Here is a 12774-nt window from a genome sequence, read left to right as displayed (position 1 = left end):
GCGCGCAGCCAGGCTCCGCCGCACGGCCTCCTGCTGCGGGGCCAGCTCGGCCAGCAGCTCGGCGGCGATGCTCATGGCTGCGCGGCGATAGGCCATGGTGACGGCCGCTTTCACGTCTGCGGCATAGTTCAGCGTCGACTCGCCGGAGATGGTCGCACCAGCCTTGACCGGTCCGGAGATCCACTGGATATCCGCCTTTGGAAGCTCGTCACTCAGCCGCTGCTCCCAAGCTGCCGACCACAGCTCATGAGCCTGGCCAAGCTTGCGAATCAAGTCTCTGACATGCCAGTCCACCTGGGCGTTCACCTGATCTTTTAGTTTATGAAACAGCTCGTCCTGGCGGCGCTGCTTCTCCGCCTCTGTCTTGCCTCCGGCAAACAGAAAGCCCATCTTGAAGCCAGGAGCGCGGCTCTCCAAATACAGCTGCGCCGCTTCCCGGATTGGCGGAGTCATCAGCTGGGCGCTGCCAAGCAGCTTGTCCAGCTCCGCGGCGAAGCCGCTCTGGAGTCTTGAAGGCAGCATCTCGTTCTCTTCCGCTTCCCGTTGAAGTGCAAGAATCTCGTCCTCTACCCGCTGGGCCGCTTCCTCGCCCCCAAGCTGTACGAGCAGTTCATTCCGCTCTGTTTCCTCGGTATCTTTGAGCTGCTCCAGATGGCTTTCCGCCGTATGAAATGCGGAACAAGTTAAGCTGTAGTTCACCAGCTCCTCCCGGCGGGTGATCAGTTGGCCTATTACTTGCTTCAACTCTTGCAGCATGCTGTGCGGATGATCCGGCTGCTTCAAGGACAAATAGAAGATCCCTGTGGGCTTCACCTGCCACACGTCAAAAGCCTGCTCAACAGAACGACGATACTTGTCAAAGCTCAGCTCCTGTTCCCGGTGCTTGTCAATTTGATTGACAACGAGATACAGCGGCTTGCCCCAATCCGATAGGCTTTTGGCAAAGCTCAGGTTCGTTTCAGATTGGACATGGTTATAGTCCATGACATAGAACACCACGTCAGCCAGGTGGAGCGCCGATTCCGTGGCAAGCGCATGCCCCGCATCATTGGAGTCCACTCCAGGCGTGTCCAGCATCACTCCATGATCCCCGAGCAGCGGGATATGATCCCAGACGGAAATCCGGGAGAAGTCCTGGCCGTTCCGGCAGTATATTTCAAGCTCATCCAGCGAGGCTTCGATCGGCTCAGGCGCTTGTTTGTCTTCACCTGCTGCCATGGCTTCCGATGCGGCCGATGCAGCCTGTACCTGCGGCACACTGGCCGGGGTTAACAGGGCCCTCGGCGCCCCGCTGCGGATCATCACCACATTTGCACTGGTGGGAAGCGGACTCGCCGGCAGCACTCTTTTGCCGCATAAAGTATTAATCAGGCTGGATTTCCCTGCCGAGAAATGCCCGCAGAATGCGATGGTAATCTCGCCGGACAGGCGCTTTTGCTCAAGCTCATCCATATCCTGTGCGCCTTTCATGTCTCCGGCTTGCTTTAAATGCTCTTTCAACCTCTGCAGCATGGTCTGCAAAGGCTGCTTTGTATGAACTGAGAACGTTTCCATATTTGCTTCTCTCCCGAACTTGATTTTTCTATTGTTTTGTTAAGTGTTATGTGTCAGTTTGCAGTATAAATATGTTCATTTTAGCATTCAATCCGGCTGCGGGGAAACTTATTCGGGCAAAAAAAATAAAACCGGAGTGATCCGGTTTTATTTTTATCTAAAACTATTAACCTGCGGTTACGGCTTCCGCCTCATCCGAAGGAATCAGAATTTCAAATACCTTGCCGTGCTGCAGGATTGTAATGCCTCTGTCTTTGTCCTTCATTACAACGACTTCAGGCTTCTTCGCCATGCGCTCCAGGTAATGTTCAGGCACTTCCCCGGAATCGCTAATCGTTACTCCTTCAAGCTCACGCTCGTCATTCTCACCCAAATTAATCTCGATCACCTGTTCAAACATATCTGAGAATAACTCAAAATTGTCTGTGTAAACGGAAATACATCTCATGAAGTCTCATCCTCTACTATCAATATCATTTTTTGGTCTTGCTCTCTCTATCTTCTCTAAGCTGCGCAGTTTTCATACGCTTTTTGCCTTCCCGGCACACATCAAGCAGCGGACATACCTGGCATTTCGGGGACTGGGCCTTGCAGTGGTACCGGCCAAAGAAAATCAATCTATGATGTGTCAATGTCCATTCATCCCTTGGCACCTGTTTCATGAGCTTCTTCTCAACCTCTAAGACCGAATCCTTCCAGCCAGCCAGTCCCAACCGCTTACTGACGCGCTCGACATGCGTGTCCACCGCAATCGCAGGAACACCGAAGGCATTGGAGACCACGACGTTGGCCGTCTTCCTCCCGACCCCTGGCAGCTGAACAAGCTTGTCATGCTCGGAGGGAACTTCGCCCCCATACTGTTCAATCAGAATTCGGCAGAGATTCTGAATATGCTTCGCCTTATTCCGGTACAGACCAATCCGACGGATATCCTGCTCCAGCTCCTCAAGCGGAACCGACACATAATCCATCGGCGTATGGTACTTCTGGAATAAATCCACCGTCACTTTATTGACGGTCGCATCTGTACATTGAGCTGACAGAAGGACCGCTATCGTAAGTTCAAAGGCGTTGCTGTGATGAAGTTCACAGTGTGCATCTGGAAACATGGCTCCGATACTGTCCAGTATATGGCGGACTGCAGCCGCGTTCATGTGCATTCCTCCCGGCAAAAAAAAGTCTTGATACGGGACTGAATCCCGTATCAAGACGGTCAATCTCAAGAAACTGACTTATTGTTTTTCAATCTCAACAAGCTTGTTATTGTTGAAATATAATACAATATTATCATTTTCTTTGAGGGATTGCACGGTTAATGTGGTGTCGCCTTGGTGAACATATGTGTCCAGGCTCACTTCAAACCGGTAATTGTTATCGTTAAAGTCGTGTTTTACTGTAATAACTTTGGATGAAGCATCGTAATAACTAAACGGACGAACAATGGAGTTCAGTACGGTAAACACGGTTTGACCTGTCTCATCCTTGCGAATTTCAACATGATCCGAATTGGTCAGCGTATTTGCGTTTGTAGTCACCGAGCCATTGCGGATTACTTTGACACCGCCGTTTACCGGATAGGAAGTGTTCCCACCATTAAAGCTCTTCACCGTCACGGTTGAGCCATCCACGCTGAGAACCTTGCCGAGGTTCAGCTTAACCACTTGAACCGATACCACGTTTCTTCCATTGAACGTAACATTAATAACCTGCCCTGCGGTCAGTTCAGATGCCTTAATTGCCTGTCCGTTATCTCCCAGCAGAGTAGCCTTGTCCACATAGAATTCATCGGTAATGCCTTTGGATTTCGCTCTCACCCGGCTGTTCACAGTATCCACGGACACAACCTCGAATTGTACCGGAGTTTTGACGGCAAGCGTCTGCAGCGCATCCTGATTCGCGCTTAGCTGGGCAACAACCGCATCTCCCGGCTTGATATCGGAAAGGGACGGCGATGCGATTCCGTAAATTTCAAGCGGCAGGCTGCTTCCCGTATAATTCAGTGTCATGGTCTTGCCGCCGCTGAGCTGGATCGTCACGGTCTTGGCTGAAGTGTTAGCCGAGACATAAGTACCTTCGTATTTATAAATGATTTGGAGGGATAATGCCCGGTCTCCAATATGTGTGATGCTGACTTTGCGATCCTTGGTCAACAGTGGCTCAATGCCGCTAAGTGTTGGCGATGCAGAATTATAGTCCAGTTTGGTCTTCTCGTCCAAAGTGTACACGTGCAGCTTCTTCGCCCCATCAATAACCGTCAGCGCTTTATACTTGCTGTCATAAGACACCACTGTGGAATCCGTAAGCAGCTCGGATTGTCTTCCCAGCACTTGGATGCGTGTAACCTTCTCCTGGCCATCAAGCGTAATCTCAACCTGATCACCGGCGTTCACATCGGCGATCAGATCATTCAGACCCGCATCGGTAATGCCATCGATCAGAATGGACGGCTTATCAGCCAAGACCTTGACATCCAGGGCTCCGCTGGAATTTTTGAAGGTCAGCAGCTTGCTTCCCGCATTGACATCAACCAGCATGCCTTTCACGGTACGTTCCACACTCTGCGTTACTTCAAGATTGGTAAGCACACTGTTCTTGACGGTGTAATTTACTGCCACATTAGGCTTCAATTCACCCAGCGTAATAATCTGGCTTTGATAGCGAACCAGCGTGTTGTTATCGACTTTATACTGCTCCACACTGCCTGAAGCATCTTTTAAGGTCACCGTCTTCGCATTCTGATCAACGGATTGGATGGTTCCCGACGAAGTTTTATTCACCAGGCCCGACTTCACTTTAACAACCACGGTCTTCTTGTCGGGACTGAACGTCTCCTTCTGGATTTCGATGGTGCTGTCCGCTGTAATGGCTGTCGGTGCAATCACTTTCCCGTTCTGGTCAATAAACTGTGTAGCCGAGTCATATCCATAAGAAGTATACCCTGTCGGTGTGCTGACCCAAATGGTATTTCCCCCGGTTACTTTCGCAAACGTACCTTCGATACTTTCAACCTGCTGTTTAGGATCAGTGACTTCCACATACGCTGCAGAGCCGACTTTATCAATCGCCATTACTTTCGTGAACGGCTTCAGATCACTCTTCGCAATTTTGGTTTCAGAATCGCTTGTGAAGAATACACTCCGGTTATCCAGCGTAAAACTGCGCGTTTTGCCATCGATATACAGCGTCAACTTGGAATCGGTGAGTTCGGAGACAATCCCCTCATACACACCGGCATAACCCGGGTTAATGTACCCTTGTCCACGGCTGAAGAAGGTGGCGATTTGAGCGCGGGTTACCAGACCTAGCGGGTCGAATTTATTGCCTTCCACCCCTTTGGTTAAGCCAAGGTCCACGGCAACGGTAACAAAACCTCTGGCACCATTTGAGATTTTGGCGTTATCCGCAAATGTTGTGGATTTCGAGCCGGCTGCTTTGGCATCCGCTTCTTTGCCGAGCGAGCGCACAAGGATTTTGGCGATCCACTCCCGGGAAGCCTTTTTGGAGCCCCAAGACTCTTTAGCACCGGTTGCGGCGATTTCTTCTGTCTGGTCAATCAGCTTCTGCTGAATCGCCAGCGCGACGTAAGGTTCGTAATACTTGCCTACTTTCAGCTTATCTGGAACGACTGGCTTTGCCGGAAGCTTGCTGTCCAGATTCATGAAGCGCAGAGCAAGGGTGATAGCTTCTTCCTGTGTGATGCTGTCATTGGGACGGAACTTTCCTTTTTCCCCCAGAATAATACCTTCAGAGGCAAGCTTATAAATATGTTTCTCGGCCCAAAAGCCGCTGGCTACATCACTGAAAATGGAGGCTGTTCCAGCTGTCGTTTGACTGGACGTTGATGTTGTATTAGCCGCCGTAGTTGTTGTATTGGAATCCGCAAATGCGGCTGCTCCCCCGCTTAAGCACATTGCCGTAACCAGCATGGTGGAAACCGCCTTTTTAGATTGACGGATACGGCTTCTTTTGTAAGACATTGCATTCTCTCCTTTAACAAAAAATGGACTGCTGTATTCTCATTCGACATACAGCAGTCATATTCCTTTTCTTGCTAATTATTCTCTCGTCATGGGATGCGTCAGTTCGACATGGCCCATCAGCGTGTCGGCCTGTTGGCCATCCACGAGCAGTTCCAGGCTTTTTACCTCGTCAAATTGGAATGCCGTTTTCTTAAGCGCGTCAATGGCAAGTGATTCACCACCTGCACCCAGCCGTGCTTCATCCGGCAGATGGATATCCACAGTCAACTGTCCGTCTTTGAAGCTGACCGACTTGAACTCCACCTTTCCCCAGAGTGCGAAAAGCTTGCTGTCCCCGCTGCTTTGAAGAGACTTTACGGCAGCTTCATATTTATCCTTGGCTTCCGTGTAGGTGATTTCCTTCTGAACCTTCTTCAGCTCCAGCATTTGATCATCCGTGTAATAAGCCTCAATGGTTGTCTTCACGGATTTGGTCTCCGATTCATTTGTCCCTGTATTTCCGGTCTTACCGGTGCTTCCGGTGTTCCCACTTCCATTCGAACCGGAATTTCCTTGAACCTGCTGCTGTCCATTGTTTGCCTCGCTCGGCGTTTTGGACGCAGTCTGGTCGCCACTTGATGTCGTTCCTTCGCTCCCTTGTGTATTGTTGACTCCACCCGCTGACTGAGGCTTCTGGCCACAGCCTGCGCTGATCCCCACAACTACAACAAGCAGCGTTATGATCCATAATTTCCGTTTCACGTCACTTGCTCCTTTCGGGAAACCTACTGTACTTTGAGATATTCTTTGATGCCTGCCACGATGCCTTCAGCCACCTTGTTCTGGAATTCTTCTGTATAGAGAAGGGCCTCATCATTCTTATTGCTGAGAAAGCCGCATTCTAGAAGAACCGCCGGCATCGTAGTTTCCCGTGTTACATGAAGGCTGGCGTATCTTACTTTACGATCAGTAAGCCCGGAGGACTTAACAAGATATTTGTGCATGACTTTGGCAAGCTCCTGACTGGAATTTCTGGTGTAGTAAGTTTCCACACCACTAGCCGCAGCCGGACCGGAATTTGCATGGACGGAAATGAAAATATCCGCCTTCAGCTTCTCCGCTATCTTCACGCGGTCTGACAACGTAGGGTACGTATCTCCACTTCGCGTCAAGACCAGATCGATGTTCTTGTTGTTCTTTAGAAGCGCCTCAACCTTAAGCACCACGGCCAGATTGAAATCCTTCTCTTTCCGGTTCTTCACACTGATTGCTCCAGGGTCCGTTCCGCCATGTCCAGCGTCCAGAACCACAAGCTTCTTGCCGCTCGTCCCCGGTGGGGTTACCGGAGTCTCAGATGACCCCTTGTTTAAGTCCACGATCAGCAGACCGTCACCCGCATTAATTAATTCATAATTTTTAGCCTTATTCAGATCAAGCACAATGCGCACTGTCGAAGGATTATTGTTAAATAAGGAATAGCGCACTTTTGAAACATCCGGATACCCATCTACTTGGATAGACCCATTCTGAGTGCTGTCCAGCATGCCGTCAGGAAACGTATCGTCAAAACGCGCATTTGGCACGTCAATGACAATCCGGTCAGGATCAGCCATCTTGAACACACTCGGTTTCACCTTACCACTTAAGGCAACAATCAGCCGATTGTCGCTAAAGCTGATTCCCGTAATTGACGCGTTCCCGCCAGCTTGTCCGTTTCCAGACCCATTGTTTCCACTGCCTTCACTTGGGGTAATAAGATATACGGATTTGGTCTTGCTCACCCAGGTTACCTTTAAGCCCATCTGCTCACTGATAAAGCGAAGAGGAACCATGGTAGTATCACCTTTGAGATAAGGCGCTACAGGTACGGTAGTTTGAACCCCGTTTACTGTAGCCGCTTTCTTACCCACAACCAATTTGATCGTAGTATCCGCTTTCTGTATGGTTACCGTGCCAGTCTTATTCTCCCAGTTGACATTAAACCCCAGCTCCTCCATGACGACACGAATCGGAATCATTACACTTCCTTTTATTTCTTGAACCTGTCCATTCTTGGATAGACTCAATTCTTTCCCATCCAGATAGATATGCGTACCTGAATCAGCCGCACTTCCTATTCCGGGAAAAGCCCATAAAAAGAAAAATAAAACCGCAAAAAAACCTAATTTCTTCATCCTTCACCCCTACCATTGATGTATTTGTCCCTGGTGATTTCTACATAAAACCTAATCCTTCGACATCAGCCTGGACGCCTATTAGACGCGGTTCCCTATGAAAAGTTGCGAATTTATGCCAACTTTCCTGCCAAAATTTCCAGCTGGAACCCTCTTGTTCTTTATCGTCAATTCCTCGAAATAATTTAGGTTTTTATTGATATGGCAGCTTTTTCAAAAGCTTTCATCCCTTTCTCCGAAACAGCAAGGCGCTGTATTTACTGGATTGTATTACCAAAAAAAGAGAACCCGCTAACACGGATTCTCTCTTTACATACCTCACTTTGCTGATCGGGTCATAGGATGTTCCAACTCCTCGTGCCCCATCAGGGTATCAACCTTGCTGCCGTCAACAAGAAGCTCTATTGTTTTGACTTCGTTAAATTGGAAAAAGGTTCTCTTCAGCGCATCAATCGCTAATACCTCTCCTCCAGCCCCCAGCCTTGCCTCACCCGGCAGTTCGATATCAATGGTCAATTCCCCACTTTTCAGGTCTACAGACTTGAGCTTCACTTTCTGCCATAACGCAAACAGCTTGTCGTCTTCGCTACTTTGTAATGACTTGAATGCCTCTTCGTATTTCTCCTTATCATTCTTATAAGAGATTTCCCTCTGCTTCTCTTTCAAGTCCATCATGTCATTATCCGTATAATAAGTCCGGATGGACAGCGTTTTTTTATCATCCTGCGGGTCCTTCTTCGGCGGTTCGGTCTGATCTTGTTGACCGGCCCCATTTGCTGTATTAGCCGGCTCTTTATTCTCTTGTCCGGTCTGAGCTGTGTCCCCACCGCTTCCCTGTGGAGCAGACGGGGCAGTCTCAGGCTTTTGTCCGCAGCCCACGCTTAGCACAGCCAGCACAAGAAGCACACCGGCAATCCATAACCCTCTCTTCATCCTGGCTTCCCCCTCTTGAATCGAAGTTTACTGCAATCCGAGGTATTCTTTGATCCCTGCGACGATACCTTCCGCCACACGCTCTTGAAAGTCGTCATCATACATAAGGGACTCATCATTTAGATTGCTTAGATAACCAACCTCCAACAGCACCGCAGGCATCTTGGTCTCTCTTGTAACCTGAAGGCTCTTCTGACGGACCTTACGGTCAGGGAGGCCGGCTGCCTCTACAAGATGCTTATGCATCACATTAGCCAGCTCAATGCTGTCTGTCCGGGTGTAGTAGGTCTCTGACCCGGTTACGGAAGGTCCTGCACTGTTCCCGTGCACCGAGATGAAGATATCCGCGTTCAAACTGTTTGCCATCTTTACCCGGTCACTCAGGGTCGGGTAAGTATCGTCACTGCGTGTAAGCATGAAGTCAAGGCCGTCCACATTTTTAAGCAGCTCCTGGACTTTAAGCACTACAGCTAAGGTAAAGGTCTTCTCCACTTTGCCGGAAGCGCTCGAGGCACCCGGGTCTTTGCCCCCGTGACCTGCGTCAATAACGACTAGCTTCTTACCATTGTCACCAGGAGGAGTTACCGGAACCGACGATGAATCGGAATTCAGGTCCACAATAACCAAGCCATCCCCGTCGTTCACCAAATTATAGTTCTTACTGGTGCTCAGGTCCAAGACAAGACGTATTGTTGGTGGTTTGTTGCTGAACTGCGAGTACCGTACCTGCTTCACATCCAGGTAATCGGTCAGTTTCATAACTCCCTGTCCAGAGCTGTCCAAAGGTTGATCCCGCAGAAACGCATCAGAGAACTTGATATTCGGGATATCCACGACAATCCGGTCTGGACCCGTCAGCTTGCTTATCTTAGGCTTCACCTTACCGTCAACCGAGATCACCAGGCGGTTGTCACTGTAACTGATCCCGTTTAAAGCAGCCAGCGAACCTGTATTGGAGCTGTCCATCCCTCCTGATGAACCATCCGAATTCCCTTGAGTGGAACCGCTGCCAGAGGATGAGCCGGAGCCGCTGCTGCCCGGTTTAGGTACTTCAACAGATGACCCGCTATCCTTGCCTGAATTGCTGCCACTGTTCACACTTCCACTCCCGCTGCCGCTCTGGGTTTCAGACGTAGAGAGGAATACCGTTCTCGACTTATTATCCCACAGCACCTTCAGACCGGTCTGTTCTGAGACAAATCTTAATGGAACATATGTAGTATCCCCTTTGGTGATAGGGGCTGCCGGCATGGTGATCTTCGTTCCATTCACCAGGGCCGTTTTCTTGTTTACGGTCAGATCCAGCCTAGTCGTGCCCTGCTGAATATTCACCTTGCCCGACTTATCCCAATTTACGGTGTAGCCCAGTTCTTCCACAACTACCCGTATCGGAATCAGCACACTTCCCTTAATCTCCTGCACCTGGCTGCCCTTAGCCAGCTGAAGCTCTTTTCCATCCAGCTTAATATGAGTACCACCGGACTCTGCGTGCCCCTGCCCAGGCAGCGACAGTAAGAAAAAGAGTAAAAAAGCGATAAATCCCAGTTTCTTCATAATCACCCTACCATCCCATTTTTCAAATTGTTTGCATAGACGACCGACCGGCTGAGCGAGGACAACGAGGGTTAACACTATACGACATTAAAGACGCCACGTTCTCTTAAATGTTGCGAATTACTCCCATTTTATCAGGAAAAAATTTCATTTAATAGAGGGTTTAGAGATACAGATTTGTAATCTATTAAATTATTTTTTGACAAAAGCTCGTTCAGCTTGTTGAAACTTGGCCACGACACGGCAAAAGGCCCTGCCAGGATCATCCTGACAGAGCCTTTGTAATCATGTACCTTGCTTATATACCGGGTAAATTAAGCAAACAGGCGTGCGCTGTTCTTTTGCTCATAGGCTGAGATTTCATCCTCGTGCTTCAAGGTCAGACCGATATCATCCAGTCCTTGCAGAAGGAACTGACGACGGTGCTCATCCAGATCAAAGTTAATAACCAGACCGTAATCGTCAGTAAGAGTCTTGTTCTCCAAATCCACATGCAGCCTATAACCTTCATGAGCTGCTGTCCGCTGGAATAAATCCTCCACCTGCTCTTCGGAAAGCACAATAGGCAGAATCCCGTTCTTAAAGCAGTTATTATAAAAGATATCTGCGAAGGAAGGCGCGATGACACAGCGGAAGCCGTAGTCAAGGATAGCCCATGGTGCATGCTCACGGGAAGAGCCGCAGCCGAAGTTCACACGGGAGATCAGTACAGAAGCTCCCTCGTAACGGGGTTTGTTAAGCTCGAATCCTGGGTTCACGTTCCCCTGCTCATCAAAACGCCATTCAAAAAATAGAAACTGTCCGAACCCTGTGCGCTCAATGCGCTTAAGAAATTGTTTAGGAATAATAGCATCGGTGTCAACGTTGACCCGGTCCACCGGTCCAACGATACCGGATAATTTAGTGAATGCTTCCATGAATTTTGTCTCCCCTCTATTGGATTGTCTGTCTTAGCTGACAACCTCAGTCTTGAAATTCCAATCGCGCACATCCACGAAACGCCCTTTTACCGCAGCGGCCGCAGCCATCGCCGGGGATACGAGATGTGTACGTCCGCCGCGTCCTTGGCGCCCTTCAAAGTTCCGGTTGGAGGTCGATGCACAGCGCTGCCCTGGCTGAAGAACGTCCGGGTTCATCGCCAGACACATGCTGCAGCCTGCTTCACGCCATTCAAAGCCAGCTTCAGTGAAGATTTTGTCCAGACCTTCCTTCTCTGCCTGGATTTTCACACGTCCTGAGCCTGGAACCACAATAGCCGTTACACGGTCAGATACTTTATGCCCTTTGGCCACCGCAGCTGCGGCACGAAGATCCTCGATCCGGCCGTTCGTACAGGAGCCGATGAAGACATAATCGATTTCAATTTCAGACATCGGCGTGCCCGGGGTTAGTCCCATATACTCAAGCGCCTTCTCAGCCGCTTTGCGTTCATTCTCGGTTGCGAAATCAGCAGGGTTAGGCACCTGCGCACTGATGTTCGTTCCCATGCCTGGGCTGGTTCCCCAGGTTACTTGAGGAATAAGAGAATCCACATCGAACTCAACCACGCGGTCATACTGGGCACCCTCATCAGAAGCAAGCTCTTTCCAGCGGGCTACCGCCTCGTCAAAAGCTTCACCTTGCGGCACATACTGGCGTCCGCGAAGATATTCAAATGTAGTTTCATCCGGTGCGATCAGTCCCGCTCTCGCTCCGCCTTCAATCGACATGTTGCAGACCGTCATCCGTTCTTCCATGGACAGCTCGCGAATCGCTTCACCGGTGTACTCAATAACATAACCTGTAGCAAAATCCGTACCATATTTGGCAATGACGCCGAGAATAAGGTCCTTCGCCGTTACACCCGGATTACGCTTGCCGACAAAACGCACTTCAAGTGTCTTAGCCTTGGCCTGCTGCAGACATTGGGTTGCCAATACGTGCTCAACTTCGCTTGTTCCGATACCAAAAGCGAGTGCGCCAAACGCACCATGTGTGGAGGTATGGCTGTCACCGCAGACAATTGTCTTGCCCGGGTGGGTCAGGCCAAGCTCCGGCCCCATAACGTGCACAACCCCTTGATCGATGGTATCCAGATCAAACAGAGTTACGCCGAAGTCACGGCAGTTCTGAGACAAAGTATCGATCTGCTGTTTAGAGATTGGATCAGTAATATTGTAACGGTCTTTGGTTGGAACGTTATGATCCATCGTCGCAAACGTCAGCTCTGGACGGCGTACCTTGCGTCCGCTTAGACGCAGGCCTTCGAAGGCCTGCGGAGAAGTTACTTCATGCACAAGATGAAGATCAATATATAGGATGCTAGGCTTTCCTTCTTCCTGATGAATAACATGATTATCCCAAATTTTCTCATACATAGTTCTCTTCTGACTCATCATAATCACCTCTAATTAGCGAATGTCGCGATCTTTGTGACAAAGGGCCTGGTGTTTAGGTCCGGCTCTTCGTTTCGTTGCATTTACTATAGCACTCCATAGAGTATTATCGGAAATACATAAATACAATGAGTTTGATAGGTATGACCTATAACTTGAAGTTTTATAACGAATGAACCTTGCCTTTACGGGCTCCTAACCAGAATTTATTATAAAAAAAGACCA

At 49.4% G+C, this 12774-nt stretch carries 10 protein-coding genes; all 10 read right to left on the bottom strand.

Annotated features, from left to right (window positions below; translation table 11 throughout):
- Positions 1 to 1554 (bottom strand): dynamin family protein (locus BN6628_RS26300; RefSeq protein WP_187386128.1); only part of this gene is annotated, 1554 nt, incomplete at its 3' end.
- A gap of 166 nt (positions 1555 to 1720) precedes the next feature.
- Positions 1721 to 2002, bottom strand: a complete 282-nt coding sequence (locus BN6628_RS10805; RefSeq protein WP_068617244.1) for an NAD/NADP transhydrogenase alpha subunit — start codon at positions 2000 to 2002, stop codon at positions 1721 to 1723.
- A gap of 25 nt (positions 2003 to 2027) precedes the next feature.
- Positions 2028 to 2708, bottom strand: a complete 681-nt coding sequence (gene nth / locus BN6628_RS10800) for an endonuclease III (protein ID WP_068617243.1) — start codon at positions 2706 to 2708, stop codon at positions 2028 to 2030.
- Between the two features lie 78 nt (positions 2709 to 2786).
- Entirely contained in the window at positions 2787 to 5531 is a 2745-nt protein-coding gene (locus BN6628_RS10795) for an S-layer homology domain-containing protein (RefSeq protein ID WP_068617242.1), read from the bottom strand.
- Positions 5532 to 5609: 78 nt separating this feature from the next.
- Positions 5610 to 6275 carry a GerMN domain-containing protein gene (locus BN6628_RS10790; protein WP_068617241.1) on the bottom strand — a complete coding sequence of 222 codons (666 nt, stop codon included), beginning with the start codon at positions 6273 to 6275 and terminating at the stop codon, positions 5610 to 5612.
- 23 nt (positions 6276 to 6298) lie between these two features.
- A complete protein-coding gene (locus BN6628_RS10785) occupies positions 6299 to 7687 on the bottom strand; it encodes an N-acetylmuramoyl-L-alanine amidase family protein (protein ID WP_068617239.1) in 1389 nt (462 codons plus the stop codon).
- 318 nt (positions 7688 to 8005) lie between these two features.
- Positions 8006 to 8620, bottom strand: a complete 615-nt coding sequence (locus tag BN6628_RS10780; protein ID WP_068617237.1) for a GerMN domain-containing protein — start codon at positions 8618 to 8620, stop codon at positions 8006 to 8008.
- A gap of 27 nt (positions 8621 to 8647) precedes the next feature.
- Positions 8648 to 10174 (bottom strand): N-acetylmuramoyl-L-alanine amidase family protein, encoded by a 1527-nt coding sequence (locus BN6628_RS10775; protein WP_068617236.1) that lies wholly within the window; start codon positions 10172 to 10174, stop codon positions 8648 to 8650.
- Between the two features lie 314 nt (positions 10175 to 10488).
- A complete protein-coding gene (leuD, locus tag BN6628_RS10770; RefSeq protein WP_068617234.1) occupies positions 10489 to 11091 on the bottom strand; it encodes a 3-isopropylmalate dehydratase small subunit in 603 nt (200 codons plus the stop codon).
- 33 nt (positions 11092 to 11124) lie between these two features.
- Entirely contained in the window at positions 11125 to 12549 is a 1425-nt protein-coding gene (gene leuC, locus BN6628_RS10765) for a 3-isopropylmalate dehydratase large subunit (RefSeq protein ID WP_068617233.1), read from the bottom strand.
- Between the last annotated feature and the right edge of the window lie 225 nt (positions 12550 to 12774).

Origin of the sequence: Paenibacillus tuaregi, from assembly GCF_900086655.1 — a bacterium.
Lineage (GTDB): Bacteria > Bacillota > Bacilli > Paenibacillales > Paenibacillaceae > Fontibacillus > Fontibacillus tuaregi.
This window is presented reverse-complemented; position numbering and strand designations above follow the sequence as displayed.

What these genes read in the sequence shown, in the direction of transcription:
- BN6628_RS10785 (WP_068617239.1), bottom strand. Translation starts at nt 7,687, where the DNA reads ATGAAGAAATTAGGTTTTTTTGCGGTTTTATTTTTCTTTTTATGGGCT.
- BN6628_RS10780 (WP_068617237.1), bottom strand. Translation starts at nt 8,620, where the DNA reads ATGAAGAGAGGGTTATGGATTGCCGGTGTGCTTCTTGTGCTGGCTGTG.
- BN6628_RS10775 (WP_068617236.1), bottom strand. Translation starts at nt 10,174, where the DNA reads ATGAAGAAACTGGGATTTATCGCTTTTTTACTCTTTTTCTTACTGTCG.
- leuC (WP_068617233.1), bottom strand. Translation starts at nt 12,549, where the DNA reads ATGAGTCAGAAGAGAACTATGTATGAGAAAATTTGGGATAATCATGTT.
- BN6628_RS10795 (WP_068617242.1), bottom strand. Translation starts at nt 5,531, where the DNA reads ATGTCTTACAAAAGAAGCCGTATCCGTCAATCTAAAAAGGCGGTTTCC.
- nth (WP_068617243.1), bottom strand. Translation starts at nt 2,708, where the DNA reads ATGAACGCGGCTGCAGTCCGCCATATACTGGACAGTATCGGAGCCATG.
- leuD (WP_068617234.1), bottom strand. Translation starts at nt 11,091, where the DNA reads ATGGAAGCATTCACTAAATTATCCGGTATCGTTGGACCGGTGGACCGG.
- BN6628_RS10805 (WP_068617244.1), bottom strand. Translation starts at nt 2,002, where the DNA reads ATGAGATGTATTTCCGTTTACACAGACAATTTTGAGTTATTCTCAGAT.